This is a genomic window from Paenibacillus sp. YIM B09110, assembly GCF_037167145.1.
In the GTDB taxonomy this organism is placed as follows: Bacteria; Bacillota; Bacilli; order Paenibacillales; family Paenibacillaceae; genus Pristimantibacillus.
The window spans coordinates 131218-144563 of the sequence record NZ_JBANSP010000015.1; the positions used below are offsets into that span (position 1 = coordinate 131218).

Genomic DNA, 13346 nt, shown 5'->3' on the forward strand with positions numbered 1-13346 from the left:
GCAGTTTTCCGTATTTTACCGCATTCCGCGCTTGCTCTCGCCCTTAAACGTAAGCTCACCGCATAGCTCGCGCATCCGATCCGCCAGCCTTCGATCAAACAGCGCGCCGATCTCGTTAAGCGGAATGTTTGACGTATACACCGTAGGCAAGCCCGCCGCCACCCGCGAATTAATCACCGTATGAAGGTCGGCCCGGAACGCTTCGGATGCGTCACGTACTCCGATATCGTCCGCGACCAGGAACGGTACAGTCTGCGCAATCCGTTGAGCTGCGTAGTAACGAGCGGCTGCTGGCTCCGCTATCTCCTCCGGTATTCGCGGCCGATTGAATCCGTTATAGTCCGTCTGCCACGCGTTAACATCGAGGAAGTACGCCGGTCTCTCTAACGGCTGCCGTCCGCGTCTGATGCTGCCGATATAATGTACAGTTATATACGCGTTCAGTAACGCAGCCGCTGTCGTTGTCTTACCCGTGCCGGGCTCGCGCGAGTAAAGGTACAGCGATTTAATCTGCGATTTACCTTCCGCTCCGCCTTCGTCAAACTGGCGCGTAAACGTCGCCGCGTACTGTTCGGCTAGCCCGTATATTTGCGGCTGGCCTTCGCGCGCTGGCGAGTTGTCCAACGTAATTAGTCGGTAAACGTCCGGTACATTGGCCGCGCCTGACCGTCCGCCCGCGCCATTCAGACCGTGAAGCGCAATGTAAGACGCGCAGAGCTTCGTGCAGGCTTCGGTATCGGCCGCTGAGCACGGTCCGCGTAGGAGACAGCGGTCCGCGTGCGTTTTCGTCATCGTCAATTAGCGTCACTCCCCGTCATTTCAATCACGCGAGCAGCCGCTTGGAACTCCGTCCTTTTTACACGCAGCTCACGATCGCCAACGTAAACTCTAACTTCGTCTCCATCGCCTTCTAGCCGAAGCTGATCGCGATTGTACGAATTGTTGCTATCGTACGTTGGGTATAACGTAACAGCTACGTTCATCAGCGCACCTCCGTATCCTGTACGAGAATGGCTTCGGTCGCTCCGTCATGCGCGCCGAATATGGCCGTCCCTTTTGCGTGAGCTACCATCACGTCGTCAGCGCGAACAAATCCGATAGTCGTCCGACCTCGCATAATAGCGAATATCCGCGGCGGCAAATACGCGATCTTCTTCGTTACCATCATATGCGCGCCTCCTTCAACCTTCTGACAATGCGCTTGGTAGCCGAAAGAGACATGATGCCTGCAGTTTTAAAGTAACGATAATCACCATTCGTTAACTGGACCACGATGAAATGCGTAAGATTACAGAAGTAAAACGTACTAATATGGATCTTTTTCATACGTGCGCTCCCCTTTCGTCCGTCAGCCGTAAATACTGGCGCTGCCACATCCGCCGCAACCGGTCATTACCGCGAGCCTCCGCTATGTCAACGAGCTCGAGCAACATTGCCGCCGGTCGCCCTACGTAATCAATCGCGCGTTTCATATGCCCCATCCGCGTCCTACCTCCCGTTTTAAATACGCACGATACCCTAATAACCGTTCGTACCGCCGCGGCTTCGCTTTGCCCGTCGCCAACTGCCACGTGGTATGTTCGTTTACCTTACGATAAAAATACGTCAGCCGATCCGTTAATGTCCTCCGCCGCGTCATCGTTTCTTACGTTCAGCCAACGCGATAAGCCGGTCGGCCTGTTGCCGCGTGTAGCCGCAAAGTGCGATCCACTCCGCCCAGCCTCCGATCGAATCCGCGAGGCCCGTCCGTTTGACGTGCGCCAAGTGGCGACCGATTGCGAGCGCGTTGGTTACGTTTGGCTTCGCGTTTTTCTTCGTTAATACTGCGTTCATATTGCGTCAACTCCTTCGTGGAAAAGCATTGTGTACGCTGATCCTGCGTAATGTACTTCCGCATTCAAAATGTTGTATCGTCGGTTAGTGTGATGTTGTCTTTACCGGTGCAAGTAATACGGGCAATTTTCATGTCTCGATCTCTGATCTTCACGGTATGTCTATCCACTAGCTTTATCTCCAACTTCTCTGTAATGAATCTTGCTTCCAGCCATTTCAAAATATAATACTGTTCAATTGTTTCAGCTTCCATCATCACAAACACCGCCTAGTCGTTTATTATGCTTCGATAATCGTAGTATAGCACGGAATCTAAACGTAATTTGTTCCATAATTGTTCCCTTGTTTCAACGCGAAAAGCCTCGCGCATAGTTACGGACCGGTGGGCGATCCATTACCGTCAGGCCAGCGTAAGGGGTACGCCGAGACTGCGATATTCTTTGCGGAGGTTTCGTTACGTAGCGGACGGTGAGGGTGTCCGTGTGATGTGCGGGGCGTTCGTTGTGCGCGAGGTGGGTGCGCCGTGTTCGTGGAATAAATCTACGCTATGTGCTATAATATACGTTATGGAATAACTTTCTAATACGCGATTCGCGTACCACTTATTTCCTAATACTAATACGCGTTTTGCGTATTGTCAAGGAGTGTTTTACGTTGTCCAACGTTTATTTTGCAGCTCGCGTAAACCTAATTCTTGACGGGCTCGGTATGACACAAAAGGAACTGGCACTAGCGATCGATGTCCGCCCGCAAACGTTTAACGGCTATATGACTTCTTATCGCGATGTTCCCGTTGAAATCCTCGTTAAAGTCGCTGATTTCTTTGGCGTTACTACGGATTATCTCCTAGGACGCACCGACAGCACAGTAGACAAAGACGGTAAGCTAATCGTCGATCCTCGTTAGTTTGCCGCTCTCCGCCGCGGCTTCCTACGCTCCAATTCCGCGCCCCACTCGTTTAGCTTCGTATTCAATCGCGTATATCTAGCGCTGCTGATTTCGCCCTCCGCCATCTTATCGAATATCCGCTGGCCGTACATCGCAATCCTACGCGCACATTTATCGTAATCTTCTCGATTCATACCGTAGCCTCCTCGTTATAGTAGCGCCCCTAACGCGCCATAGTCCGTTTCACCATCCGCCTGCAACTCCGCAGTTCTCCGTTCATCATCCGCACGCCGCGCCATTATCGCCGGTATCAGCGCGTTAATCCGATAGCTCACCGCGAAGCCAGCCGTCAGTAACGGATAGTCACGCGTTGGCCGATACGATTCGAACGCAGCTTCGCATGCCTCGCGTAGAACGTCCGGACGATGCGCGGCGATTGCGCGTTTTAATACGCCCTGCTCGAACGACCAATTACGCATTGGCACGTACGTTTCGGCGCCGTATAGCTCCGCGTTCCGATCGGTGAAGAACGCAAGGAAGGTCATAACGTTCCAGTCGCGCGTCGGTAAATTGCGCCAGTCACGGCGCTGCTCGGCGGTGATGCGCGGCTGCTTCGGAGGTTTTGGCGGCTTGTCCGTTTTCTTACGTGGCATCCCCTAACGCCTCCCTCGCGACTCTTTTCATATAACGGATCATATCGTCCTTCGACGCGAACATCGACATGGTAGCGGTTTGGATACGCTCAAGTTCCGACTGTAGACGTTTAATATCCGCGTTTAATTCGTTTACTTCGTCAGAATGCCGACAGTCAACGCAATGTCTACGCCAAGCTTCGGGGTATCCGTGGCTACACTCGGTCATCTTCCGTCACCTTCCCGTCCCATCGCTCAAATTCCGCCCATTCGCGAATTTTATATTCCGCTCGATCATGTTCCGCTACGGTTTCTGCATAACAACGTCTTACCGCAATAGAGGCCGCTTTTGTAACGTTGCCAACGTTGTCTTGTCCGGTGTAGGTACGTAGAAGGCGGAACGGAAACCACCGCGCGAGCTTACCCGTTCGCTTTTCGTAGACCTTTACGCTAATGGACGGTATATAATAATAGCCGATCGATTCTACGGATTTTCTGACGGTTACGCGATACTCTTGCCCGCGATAGGTTACCGGAAACTTACTCGCTTTCATTGCGCGCCTCCTTCCGTAATTCCGCCACCCTCGCGTCTATTTTCTCGCGCAATTCGGCGGGCATATTCTCGGTCGATCCGAATGATCTACGCCACATCATCGAAAAGTAGCGTAGTGTGAACATGCCGGCAACGTTTAAGCGCCGTTCAATCCACGCGGTAAGCGACGCAATCTCACTCGCGTCATCTTCGTACATACGCGTCATACTACCGACTCCTCCGTTTTCACTTCGAACACGCCACCGTAAACCTGCGCTGCAGCGGTCGCCATTACCTCGTACGCATCGGCCACCCCCGTATTGTACAGCGCCATAAACGGCGGACCTGCGAGCGCAATCACCTTACGTTGACGCGCGAAGTCACCTAGCGCGATTATGTTCGAGCGCAGACGCTTAACCTCCGCGTGGAGTTCCGCAATCCGCTGCGCGTTGTAGTCTTCGGCCGCTTGCGTTGTCTCTACGAGTTGTTGCCGCCGGTACTCCGAGCACACTACGCCGACACTCCTTCCGTTTTAACCTTGCGTGGGCGGCCGCGTTTCTTCTTAATCGGCGCAGGTGAGACCGTGTTTTCTTCCGCAACCTTACGCGACTCTCCGCTAAGTGGGAACGTATTTACGAGAGCCGACGTAATGTCCTTCGCGATTTTGATTACGAGTGACAAGCGCGTATTCTGCAGCACGAAATATTCCATGAAGCCGCTAACGTTGACGGTCGCGTTAATCGAATAATCGCCGACATACGGAAGGTCTTTGTTAACGCCCGCGCCGGGCTTGAGTGGTCCGTTAATTACGCCCATAGTTCCGATATTATGAATCGCGCCAAGACACGCGTCGATTGCGATAACCGTTTTGTCCGCCGGCAGCGACGTAATTGTTACTTCGAGATTCATCGCGTGCACCGGTTCGTCAATCGTACCGTAGACGTTCGTATAGCCGAGTCCGGACAGGTACGTTCCTACAAACGGTCCTACCGCATCGCCCGTACTACGGTCAGTTCCGATACATACGAACACTATGTCGGCCACCGTAAGGCCCGCCGGAATCAACGCGGAAAGCGCCGTCGTCAATTCCTCTACCGTTCTGACGCGGCCAATCTTCGCGCCTTTGTATACGTCCTCATGTGCCGCCGCATCTTTTACGTTATTCATTTACACCGTCTCCTCTACGTTAAATTAACGGTCGGAACGCCGACCCTTCCGATATTCCGATACTACTCCGCGACTATTAGCGCGCCTATTTCGTGTGGAATTTGCGTGGATGAGACGTGCTTATGTGCGGACTCAATAAGCACGCTCAGCCGTTCTGTCTCCGCCTTGTATTCCGCGAGTAATGCCGCGATGGTTCGCGCCTCGGTTACGCTATTAACGTCACGTACAATAGCACTGCGTACTGCAGACGCGAATCCGTCCGGTGTTAGCGAATAGTAACCGGCTGGCCGCCATTCCTCACGTATAGTTACGTCGTCGCCCGGCTTAAGCCACGGTGAACGCATCGGATCAACCGTATGGCGGCGTTGTAGCGTGTACTCGCGGTCGTTAAAGGTGAGAGCGTAATTTTGCGTGATGATGACCGGTTGCTTGGCGGATTTTTGTTGCGTGTTTTCTTCGTTCATGCTGCGTCACTCCTTCGTTTATTTTTTCGATGCTTTAGCTTTGCGAGGACGTCCGGGCTTTTTGCGACGCGGTGCCGGTTTCTCACTTACATTGATGACTCCGTTGTAATTCACAACGTGTTCCCGTAATTTCTCTCCGTACCCAAGACGTATGTAAGCGTCAATTTTTATCTCTGACTCTAGTAACATCTCGTTAGTTACGATAAATCCATGATCCGCCAAGAAGTCGTTATAAATAGCGGTGTAAACAAGTGCTCGGTGGTACGCATTACTATAGCTGAGACTTACTTTTTTCATATAATCAGCAATCGCCGCTTTGATAATTAACGCAAGTGTTCCGGAATCCACCGTCCTTTTATTAGAGGATGTAGTCTGCCTTTCTCGAACCAATAGCGCGTCCATCTTACGTTCCATTTCATCTAATCGTAACATCACTGCTGCTCCAATAGATTCAGTCGATAGCTTTTTTACAAGCAAGAGTATAGGCCCGATTATTGCAATTTCATCCATCGAAAGCGGTGAGTTAAACTGATAGGTACCGTCTCCGATAGGTGTTACTCCTGGAATAACTGCGTGTCTTTGAACTGTCATGATTATCACTTCTCCTTTTTAATGGTCGATTATTATGTTACTCCCGCTTAAAGCTCGGCTGACAGAACGTGTAAACTTTTCAAGCGCATCAACAACGGTTTTTAACTCCTCCGTAGACTTCTCGTTTAACTCCGCAACTTGACGGTCATAGTACGCGAAGTATCCGTAGCTCTCGATGAGATCGCCGACTGCCTCCGATAATTGCTGAACGTTTCCGTTAATACGTACGTTACTCGTCACCTTTAACGGATCGTTATCCTCCGTCTGTACATAGACGTACTCAACCTGCGGAGGCTTCTCCGTTACTGATTCGAGCGTATCACGTATTGTTTCGTAGTCCGCCTCCGCTTTTTCCGCGCGTGACTCTGCGGCCTTCAACGCCGCTTTAACTTCGCGCAACTCCCGTACAGTCATTTCGTCTACCGTTTTGACTGCGCCGGATGATGGGATTGTGTGCGGGCGTTCGCGTTCTTCGGGCGAGAGCGTAGATATGTGATATAACGCATCTAACGTGTGTCTTGTCGACAAGACGCTGGGCCTTAAGCGCTCAAACACTTTAATGAACCTATCCGCATGACCTCGCGTGAAGTCGACGTGATCCAAAAGCCAGCGAATCCAACCACCGGCTTCTTCACGTTGTAACGCAAGCGCCTTCTCTTCTGCTTTACCCGAATCAGTCTGCGCATCTCTAACCGCCTTCAACCTACGTCCAATCTCGAATATCGCTTCTCCCGCGATTCTCTTATACGTGTTGATCTCCGCGGTAATAACGTGAATATCCGAAGATAACGTTGTATCTATTTGCGTTGTCATTTATCACGTATCCTCCTTTCACGTTTAACTTTGTTCGGTGTGATTTATCGCGCCGATAATGTTTATGGTTCTTCTTACGTATGGTTCTCGTTATTATAGTTCTACTTAGTGTGACGTTTGCCGTGTGACGGTAGCCATGTGACGTTTACGACGTACCGAATATGCCAACGTTACTCACCGGATGAACCGTATAAACCGTATTCGCCCAGGACTGCGTAGTTGGGTCGCGTTGCTTTTCCGCGGTTACTAGTGGCTGCCCTCGCCAATGATACCGGAGTAACGATTTGACGCGCCTATTTGCCGTCTCACGCGCCACGCCTAACGCTTCGGCAATTGCGTATTGTGTCGGATAGCAGCGGCCGTTAGCATCCATATATGAGGCGAGAACGAGTAGCGTCTGCAAGCGTTCGGCACCTATATCCGCGACCATACCGGAGCGCACGGCATCAACGTAAAATTTTACGAATATGCGCTTGTCGGCGGTCAATCGCGTCATCCCCTTCCGTTAACTTTTCGCTTTATATTGTAGTAAGTACACGTTATCCGCAGATTGGGACATACACGCAAAAAAAAAATAACGGCCACCCGACGGAGGTTAATCCGTTAAGTGACCGTTATCGATTCGTATTCTATTTTAACGTAAACTCTACCGCTGTTTCCGCCGCGAACGCCACTCCGTCCTTTAACCGCAGCTTCAATCCGCTAATGCCCGCCGGCGTCTCGAACGCGATCTTATATGAACGTGTGAGCCCCGGATTTACCGTCTCGTAATATAAGAAGCCATCGCGCAGAAAATCGGACGCTTTATATTCAACTCCACTACCGTCGATGAGCGTCGCTATACTGTGGCTCAAGTCTCGCGCGCGTGTATCGTTATTTTTAAACGTGAGGTCGACAACTACGAATTGATCTACCGTCGTATTGCCGGCGACTTCCTGCGTAATAGACGAAGCTCCAACGGTTACAGCGAATTGTCCTAACGCAGTTTCAACGCCAGCCTGCGCCGTCTGTATCGGTGCTTCCGTCGGTACTACCGTTGTTGGTGCCGGCTTGACTGCGGATTCCTGCGCCACGGTGTCCGTACCTTCCGGAGCGAACAAGTAAATCAGCGCGAACACTACGACGACTGCTCCGAGCAATATGAGGCTATTACGTTTTGTTTGCTGACCGTATGTCATTTCGTTAGATCGCGGTGTTTGTCTATCGTCCATTAGCGCGTATCCCCCTGCGTATATTTCCGTTATATGGATATACGTCTATTATCGCAGAGGGTAGCAAATTCTTCAATTAGAACATCGCTTGTTTACACGTTAAATTTACGGTAAAATCGGTATAACGTAAGCAGGTCGCTTACACTATAGGTCTACGTCAGATTGTCCGTTATAGGCACCGTAAGGGCTACGGAGTCCTACCGATACCCGTTGCGTTTCCTAAACGATGGGTCGGGGGTTCGAATCCCCCCGCGGCGCGCCATCATATTTCTGCCATTTTACAATCCACAAAACCTCGCCGCGGCGAGGTTTTTTTGTTTTTTTGAGACGGACCGCAATTTTACACCTTCTCCAAATGCCAGCCATCGTTTATGCTACGAAACAGAACCCCTTATGATAGTCACCGTTCTTTGCAGCAACAATACTCCAGTGAAGGAGGCTTCACGAATCAATGAAATGGCATTTCAGCTATCGAAATAAACTAATCCTTTCTTTCATGCTCGTCAGCCTGCTGCCCGTCATCGTCGTACAGATTGTCTCTTACTACGTCTCGACGGACGCCATGAAGCAGAAGACGGATGTGCTCGTTCAAGCGAACCTGCTCCAGACATCCAAAAATTTAGACACGTCGCTGAAAGCCTACGACGATTTGTTGTTCCAAATTATTACGAACGACGAAATCGTCGGTCTTCTGCGTGAAATAAACAATCCAACAGACAGCCTCGAGCTAAGCAAGCGCAAACTTATTAACCTTCTTGTCTCCTACTCCTATGCCAAGGAGGGCATACGAAGCGTCGCCATTCTCACCAAGAACGGAACCCAGATCAGCTATGATCGGCAAACAGGCTCGCCTTACGGCAATCTGTGGACGAACGTGCCTGACGTTACGCACCTTCCCTTCTACGAGAAAGCCGTGAACAACCGAACCGGCAGCATCATGACCGTCCCGGAGAAGATGGGTTCGATTAACCCCGAGGACGAATACAGCTTCCATCTGGCCCGCAAGCTGACCGACTATCAAGCGCTTAGCCTGGAGAGCATGGGTGTGGCCGTTATTACGGTTTACGAATCCATGCTTGCTCAAGCTATTAATCTAGACGTGCAATCCCCTGGTGATAACGGACAGGCCAGCCAGATCGACAACCGCAACTTTCTTACGGACAAGAATGGAATCATTATTTCTGCCGCCGAGAAGAGCTATATCGGCAAGTCGATGAGCGAGGTAAAGAACAGCTCGACGATCAGCAACCGCTACGTGAACGGCCAGAGCGGCTGGACGATATACAACTTGATCGACGAGAACAAGCTATTCGGCGAAATGTATACGATGCAGCGGTTGACGTTAACCGTCGGAGTCATCGCGATTGTGTTGTCCACCCTGTTCATTCTGTATTTCTCCAGCCGATTGTCGGGCTCTATACGGAAAATCGTTAAAGCCATGCGCAGCGCAAGCCTCGGCTCTCTGACCGTGCATGTCGACGAGCCGTCCAAGGATGAGATTGCGGCTATCGCCTTCAACTTCAACAAAATGATGAATACGATCAACGAGCTGATGAACGAAGTGAAGGTGACGAGCGAGAAACGCAAAGAAGCCGAAATTCGCGCGTTGGAAGCTCAGATTAATCCTCATTTTCTGTACAATTCGCTCGATTCGATCAATTGGCTGGCCATTGAAAAGGACGAACATCAGATCAGCCAAATGTTGAAAGGGCTTGCACAAATATTGCGCTACAGCATCAAGGACAGCAATAAGCTTGTCTCCGTCAAGGAAGAGCTGGAATGGATGGACCGCTATATTTATTTGCAGCAATACCGGTTCCGTTCCTCCTTCTCTTGCACGGTAGAGCAAGACGAGCTCGCACTCGATTGCCTCGTACCGAAGCTGATCATGCAGCCTTTTATCGAAAATGCGATTATTCATGGCTTCTCTGGCATTAAACAAGGCGGACGATTGCATATTGGCATAACGCTGGCGGAGGGACACGGCCTTCAATGTACGATTCGGGACAATGGCATCGGAATGGACGAGTCGAAGCTCGACCAAATATTATCTGATGACCCGATTGGCGGCAGCGCTCGCGGTATCGGCATGCGCAATGCGATCGACCGCCTTCGCATGTATTACGGCGAGTCGGCATCCTGTACGATCCGCAGCCGCCTCAGAGAAGGAACGGAAGTTACCATCAGGATGCCTTTGGGGCAAAGAGAGGAGTTGGTACAATGAGAATCGTCGTTATCGAGGATGAAGATAATACGCGGTATGGAATTATGAATCTAATCAACAAGCTGGGGGCTCCCTATGAGGTTGTCGGCGATGCGGATAACGGCGAACAAGGGCTGGTGCTCATCGAGCAGCTTCGTCCCGATCTCGTCATTACCGATATTAAGATGCCTCAAGTGAGCGGCATTGAAATGCTCGAAGCGCTCAAGCGCAAGGGACATCGCCATCAAACGGTTATTCTGACCGGCTTCTCGCAATATGAATATGCCAAAAAAGCATTAGGTCTTGGCGTTCTCGAATTTCTAGAGAAGCCGATTACCGCCATGGACTTGAAAGAAACGCTGGAGAAGGCAACCGAAGAGCAGAAGCTTCAACAGATGGCCGGCATTCCGCACGGCCATGCCGCAGAACGTCTGGAGCATTACTTGCAGCAATCTCTTTCGCAGCAGCAAGCACCGGACCTCTCCCTTCTCGCGCCGCTAGCCGAGCAGGCCGCAGGCTTCAAAGTCGATGAACCATTCGGTATATGCACGATCTATGTTGGGGATGCATACGACCGTACAGCCGCCCGTCTCAAGTCCGGCATAGAGCAGAAGCTGAATGCCGCAACGCATTCAGACAAGCACTGCGTATTTGCCGTGGCGCAGGATCGCTCGCTCATCATACTGTCCCAGCCTTCTGCTCCCGATACGCTCGCGGCATTCATTCGCTCAATCGTACCGAATGCGGCGATCACCGTATCGAGAATACGCGGCTTGCACGAACTGTATGAAGCCTTCGCCTCGCAGCAATCGATTCGTAAATGGACGATTACGATGAATGAGAACGCAGTCATTCTAAGCGACTCTGTAATCGGCAATTTCGCCGCAGAGGCTCTTTCATTCCCTCATAACCTTGACCATAAGATCCGAGCGGCGATTCAAGAGCGTAAGGCAGACGATATTCACCGCTCTGTTCAAGAATGGCTGTTGTTCTGTTACGCAGGCCATTATCATCCCCAGCACATTATCGACAGCTGCATACGTCTCTTGTCCTCCATCCTTCGCGTCATTGGCGAAACGTACGGAGACGAGACCGTATTTCACTATCAGAAGGAATGGCTGCAGCCCGTGTTAACCGCACAGACGCGATCGGAGCTTAAAGCGTCAATCGAACGGGTAGCAACCGACATTTCGGCCCTTGGACAAGCATCCGACACGCCTGCGTACAGCCTTATTGTGCAGAAGGCTGTACGCATCATCCATGAACGCTACCGCGAAGGCGTTACGCTTGATGAGATCGCAACGATGCTCCATATTACGCCGGAATATTTAAGCACATTGTTCGCCAAAGAAGTGAAGAGCAACTTCTCCGCCTACATCAAAAACATTCGCGTGAGCCAAGCGAAACATCTTATGCTGACCACCGACCGGAAAATGTTCGAAATCGCCAAAAGCGTCGGTTATCCCGATCCTAAATATTTTTCGCGCGTATTCAAGGAAATGACCGGTTTATCGCCTGCCGAGTACCAGAAGATTCATAACGGAGACTCTTAATTCGGTTTAATATCGTCCACCTTTATTAAATAATTAGAATTTTAGCAGCGCTTACATTCTTATAAACTTAGGATGTCGACAAAACAAGACTTAGGGGGAAGCACAATGAGGCGTTCAAGTTTACTGCTGTTAAGCATTCTGTTGATCGTTATGCTAGCGCTTGCAGGCTGTGGATCGAATAATAATGCCGCTAACCAATCGGATAACAAGTCCGGAACGGAAGACAACAAAGGCGGAGACAAGGCAGCGCAAGACAAGAAGAAGTTAACGCTTTGGTTCTATTTCGAAGGCAAGCTGCAATTCGATATCGTCAAGTCGCTCACCGACGGTTTCTCGGAGAAAAATCCGAACATCGAGGTCGAGCCTGTGTACATTCCGTTCGCGGACTTCAAGAAACGGCTCTCCGTAGGGCTTGCCGCTTCCGATCTGCCGGACATCGTCATTATCGACAACCCGGACCATGCCGCATATGCCGCAATGGGTCTGTTCGCCGACATTACCGACAACCTGGCCGATTGGGCCGATAAAGACCAATATTTCGAAGGCCCTTGGAAATCCGCTTCCTACGACGGCAAGCAATACGGCATTCCGCTCGGAAGCAACAACCTTGCGCTGTTCTACAATGAACAAATGCTAGCCGACGCCGGCGTACAGCCTCCGCAAACGTGGGATGAGCTTCGCGCAGCGGCGAAAGCGCTGACGAAGGGCAATGTGAAAGGACTTGGCATCGCCGCTCCGCAGAACGAGGAAGGCACGTTCCAATTCCTCCCGTGGCTGCTGTCCTCCGGCGCAACCTTCGATCATATCGCAGGCGACGGGGCAAAATCTTACGGCATACTGGCCGATCTTATCAAGGACGGCTCGATGAGCAAAGAAGTCATTAACTGGACGCAAGCAGATGTCATGAAGCAATTCGCTTCCGGCAATCTGGCGATGATGGTCAACGGTCCTTGGCAAATTCCAAGCTTGAAGGAATCCGCTCCCGACCTGAAGTACGGCCTCTCGTTCGTACCGAAAGACAAACAATTCGCATCCGTGCTTGGCGGAGAGAACCTCGGCGTTATCGCCGGCGACAACGTAGACGCCGCTGTCGAGTTTATCAAATACGCGGCATCGCCGGATGTGAATAAGAAGTTTGCGCAAGACTTCGGATATTTCCCTGCAAGACGCGACGTAGCGAGCGACCCGTACTGGTCGGAGAATCCGCAGCTGAAAGTGTTCGCGCAGAACATGGAAAACTCGCAGCCGCGCGGTCCGCATCCGAAATGGCCGGAAATCTCCAACGCGATTTCCGAAGCGCTTAGCAAGTCGCTTACGCTTAGCGTGCCGCCGGAAAAGGCAGCCGAGGAGGCGCAAGCCAAAATCGATAAAATTTTAGGCAAATAATCCATAAATCCAGAAGAAAGGCGGAGTACCTTGACGGTCAGGAGATCAACGGGTGCTCCGCCTTTTGCATGAA

21 protein-coding genes are annotated in these 13346 nt (G+C 51.2%); 4 read left to right on the top strand and 17 right to left on the bottom strand.

Features of this window, described 5'->3' with window-relative positions; genetic code table 11:
• Positions 1-15: 15 nt before the first annotated feature.
• The 6 genes from V8F51_RS20960 to V8F51_RS20985 all read right to left on the bottom strand — a co-directional run bounded on the left by V8F51_RS20960 (position 16) and on the right by V8F51_RS20985 (position 2089).
• Positions 16-792, bottom strand: a complete 777-nt coding sequence (locus tag V8F51_RS20960; protein WP_337102394.1) for a DNA replication protein — start codon at positions 790-792, stop codon at positions 16-18.
• Positions 793-794: 2 nt separating this feature from the next.
• The gene (locus V8F51_RS20965; protein WP_337102395.1) at positions 795-983 is read right to left on the bottom strand and encodes a hypothetical protein; all 189 of its coding nucleotides are present in this window, start codon (positions 981-983) and stop codon (positions 795-797) included.
• On the bottom strand, positions 983-1168 hold the full coding sequence (locus V8F51_RS20970; protein WP_337102397.1) for a hypothetical protein: 186 nt from the start codon (positions 1166-1168) through the stop codon (positions 983-985). Before V8F51_RS20970 ends, V8F51_RS20965 begins: the two co-directional genes overlap by 1 nt.
• Before the next feature lie 154 nt (positions 1169-1322).
• On the bottom strand, positions 1323-1481 hold the full coding sequence (locus tag V8F51_RS20975) for a hypothetical protein (protein WP_337102399.1): 159 nt from the start codon (positions 1479-1481) through the stop codon (positions 1323-1325).
• 154 nt (positions 1482-1635) lie between these two features.
• Positions 1636-1833: a hypothetical protein gene (locus V8F51_RS20980; protein ID WP_337102400.1), complete on the bottom strand. Its 198-nt coding sequence runs from the start codon at positions 1831-1833 to the stop codon at positions 1636-1638.
• Between the two features lie 64 nt (positions 1834-1897).
• Positions 1898-2089 (bottom strand): hypothetical protein, encoded by a 192-nt coding sequence (locus V8F51_RS20985; RefSeq protein WP_337102401.1) that lies wholly within the window; start codon positions 2087-2089, stop codon positions 1898-1900.
• A gap of 452 nt (positions 2090-2541) precedes the next feature.
• Between V8F51_RS20985 and V8F51_RS20990 the strand changes: the two genes are divergently transcribed.
• A complete protein-coding gene (locus V8F51_RS20990) occupies positions 2542-2739 on the top strand; it encodes a helix-turn-helix domain-containing protein (protein WP_337102402.1) in 198 nt (65 codons plus the stop codon).
• On the opposite strand, the gene V8F51_RS20995 is transcribed toward V8F51_RS20990, so the two are convergent.
• The 11 genes from V8F51_RS20995 to V8F51_RS21045 all read right to left on the bottom strand — a co-directional run bounded on the left by V8F51_RS20995 (position 2736) and on the right by V8F51_RS21045 (position 8131).
• Positions 2736-2915 carry a hypothetical protein gene (locus tag V8F51_RS20995; RefSeq protein ID WP_337102404.1) on the bottom strand — a complete coding sequence of 60 codons (180 nt, stop codon included), beginning with the start codon at positions 2913-2915 and terminating at the stop codon, positions 2736-2738. The two genes, V8F51_RS20990 and V8F51_RS20995, sit on opposite strands and share 4 nt — an antisense overlap.
• A 15-nt stretch (positions 2916-2930) precedes the next feature.
• Positions 2931-3374 (bottom strand): hypothetical protein, encoded by a 444-nt coding sequence (locus tag V8F51_RS21000; RefSeq protein WP_337102405.1) that lies wholly within the window; start codon positions 3372-3374, stop codon positions 2931-2933.
• Between the two features lie 194 nt (positions 3375-3568).
• Positions 3569-3907 carry a hypothetical protein gene (locus V8F51_RS21005; RefSeq protein WP_337102406.1) on the bottom strand — a complete coding sequence of 113 codons (339 nt, stop codon included), beginning with the start codon at positions 3905-3907 and terminating at the stop codon, positions 3569-3571.
• Positions 3894-4112 carry a hypothetical protein gene (locus V8F51_RS21010; protein WP_337102407.1) on the bottom strand — a complete coding sequence of 73 codons (219 nt, stop codon included), beginning with the start codon at positions 4110-4112 and terminating at the stop codon, positions 3894-3896. The genes V8F51_RS21005 and V8F51_RS21010 overlap by 14 nt, the downstream gene beginning before the upstream one ends.
• Positions 4109-4396, bottom strand: a complete 288-nt coding sequence (locus V8F51_RS21015) for a hypothetical protein (protein ID WP_337102408.1) — start codon at positions 4394-4396, stop codon at positions 4109-4111. Before V8F51_RS21015 ends, V8F51_RS21010 begins: the two co-directional genes overlap by 4 nt.
• Positions 4396-5052 carry a spore protease YyaC gene (yyaC, locus tag V8F51_RS21020; protein ID WP_337102409.1) on the bottom strand — a complete coding sequence of 219 codons (657 nt, stop codon included), beginning with the start codon at positions 5050-5052 and terminating at the stop codon, positions 4396-4398. The genes V8F51_RS21015 and yyaC overlap by 1 nt, the downstream gene beginning before the upstream one ends.
• Before the next feature lie 62 nt (positions 5053-5114).
• Complete coding sequence (locus V8F51_RS21025; RefSeq protein ID WP_337102410.1) at positions 5115-5516, bottom strand: hypothetical protein; 402 nt, start codon at positions 5514-5516, stop codon at positions 5115-5117.
• Between the two features lie 18 nt (positions 5517-5534).
• Entirely contained in the window at positions 5535-6107 is a 573-nt protein-coding gene (locus tag V8F51_RS21030; protein ID WP_337102412.1) for a hypothetical protein, read from the bottom strand.
• Positions 6108-6125: 18 nt separating this feature from the next.
• Positions 6126-6920 carry a hypothetical protein gene (locus tag V8F51_RS21035; protein WP_337102414.1) on the bottom strand — a complete coding sequence of 265 codons (795 nt, stop codon included), beginning with the start codon at positions 6918-6920 and terminating at the stop codon, positions 6126-6128.
• Positions 6921-7065: 145 nt separating this feature from the next.
• The gene (locus V8F51_RS21040; RefSeq protein ID WP_337102415.1) at positions 7066-7416 is read right to left on the bottom strand and encodes a helix-turn-helix domain-containing protein; all 351 of its coding nucleotides are present in this window, start codon (positions 7414-7416) and stop codon (positions 7066-7068) included.
• Between the two features lie 133 nt (positions 7417-7549).
• A complete protein-coding gene (locus V8F51_RS21045) occupies positions 7550-8131 on the bottom strand; it encodes a DUF4352 domain-containing protein (protein WP_337102416.1) in 582 nt (193 codons plus the stop codon).
• Between the two features lie 451 nt (positions 8132-8582).
• Between V8F51_RS21045 and V8F51_RS21050 the strand changes: the two genes are divergently transcribed.
• From V8F51_RS21050 to V8F51_RS21060, 3 genes are all read left to right on the top strand, one after another.
• A complete protein-coding gene (locus tag V8F51_RS21050; RefSeq protein ID WP_337102418.1) occupies positions 8583-10355 on the top strand; it encodes a sensor histidine kinase in 1773 nt (590 codons plus the stop codon).
• The gene (locus V8F51_RS21055) at positions 10352-11887 is read left to right on the top strand and encodes a response regulator transcription factor (protein WP_337102419.1); all 1536 of its coding nucleotides are present in this window, start codon (positions 10352-10354) and stop codon (positions 11885-11887) included. The genes V8F51_RS21050 and V8F51_RS21055 overlap by 4 nt, the downstream gene beginning before the upstream one ends.
• A 105-nt stretch (positions 11888-11992) precedes the next feature.
• Positions 11993-13273, top strand: coding sequence for an ABC transporter substrate-binding protein (locus V8F51_RS21060; protein ID WP_337102421.1), 1281 nt, complete (start codon positions 11993-11995; stop codon positions 13271-13273).
• The last annotated feature ends 73 nt before the right edge of the window (positions 13274-13346 follow it).

What these genes read in the sequence shown, in the direction of transcription:
- V8F51_RS20960 (WP_337102394.1), bottom strand. Translation starts at nt 792, where the DNA reads ATGACGAAAACGCACGCGGACCGCTGTCTCCTACGCGGACCGTGCTCA.
- V8F51_RS20965 (WP_337102395.1), bottom strand. Translation starts at nt 983, where the DNA reads ATGAACGTAGCTGTTACGTTATACCCAACGTACGATAGCAACAATTCG.
- V8F51_RS20970 (WP_337102397.1), bottom strand. Translation starts at nt 1,168, where the DNA reads ATGATGGTAACGAAGAAGATCGCGTATTTGCCGCCGCGGATATTCGCT.
- V8F51_RS20975 (WP_337102399.1), bottom strand. Translation starts at nt 1,481, where the DNA reads ATGGGGCATATGAAACGCGCGATTGATTACGTAGGGCGACCGGCGGCA.
- V8F51_RS20980 (WP_337102400.1), bottom strand. Translation starts at nt 1,833, where the DNA reads ATGAACGCAGTATTAACGAAGAAAAACGCGAAGCCAAACGTAACCAAC.
- V8F51_RS20985 (WP_337102401.1), bottom strand. Translation starts at nt 2,089, where the DNA reads ATGATGGAAGCTGAAACAATTGAACAGTATTATATTTTGAAATGGCTG.
- V8F51_RS20990 (WP_337102402.1), top strand. Translation starts at nt 2,542, where the DNA reads ATGACACAAAAGGAACTGGCACTAGCGATCGATGTCCGCCCGCAAACG.
- V8F51_RS20995 (WP_337102404.1), bottom strand. Translation starts at nt 2,915, where the DNA reads ATGAATCGAGAAGATTACGATAAATGTGCGCGTAGGATTGCGATGTAC.
- V8F51_RS21000 (WP_337102405.1), bottom strand. Translation starts at nt 3,374, where the DNA reads ATGCCACGTAAGAAAACGGACAAGCCGCCAAAACCTCCGAAGCAGCCG.
- V8F51_RS21005 (WP_337102406.1), bottom strand. Translation starts at nt 3,907, where the DNA reads ATGAAAGCGAGTAAGTTTCCGGTAACCTATCGCGGGCAAGAGTATCGC.
- V8F51_RS21010 (WP_337102407.1), bottom strand. Translation starts at nt 4,112, where the DNA reads ATGACGCGTATGTACGAAGATGACGCGAGTGAGATTGCGTCGCTTACC.
- yyaC (WP_337102409.1), bottom strand. Translation starts at nt 5,052, where the DNA reads ATGAATAACGTAAAAGATGCGGCGGCACATGAGGACGTATACAAAGGC.
- V8F51_RS21025 (WP_337102410.1), bottom strand. Translation starts at nt 5,516, where the DNA reads ATGAACGAAGAAAACACGCAACAAAAATCCGCCAAGCAACCGGTCATC.
- V8F51_RS21030 (WP_337102412.1), bottom strand. Translation starts at nt 6,107, where the DNA reads ATGACAGTTCAAAGACACGCAGTTATTCCAGGAGTAACACCTATCGGA.
- V8F51_RS21035 (WP_337102414.1), bottom strand. Translation starts at nt 6,920, where the DNA reads ATGACAACGCAAATAGATACAACGTTATCTTCGGATATTCACGTTATT.
- V8F51_RS21040 (WP_337102415.1), bottom strand. Translation starts at nt 7,416, where the DNA reads ATGACGCGATTGACCGCCGACAAGCGCATATTCGTAAAATTTTACGTT.
- V8F51_RS21045 (WP_337102416.1), bottom strand. Translation starts at nt 8,131, where the DNA reads ATGGACGATAGACAAACACCGCGATCTAACGAAATGACATACGGTCAG.
- V8F51_RS21050 (WP_337102418.1), top strand. Translation starts at nt 8,583, where the DNA reads ATGAAATGGCATTTCAGCTATCGAAATAAACTAATCCTTTCTTTCATG.
- V8F51_RS21055 (WP_337102419.1), top strand. Translation starts at nt 10,352, where the DNA reads ATGAGAATCGTCGTTATCGAGGATGAAGATAATACGCGGTATGGAATT.
- V8F51_RS21060 (WP_337102421.1), top strand. Translation starts at nt 11,993, where the DNA reads ATGAGGCGTTCAAGTTTACTGCTGTTAAGCATTCTGTTGATCGTTATG.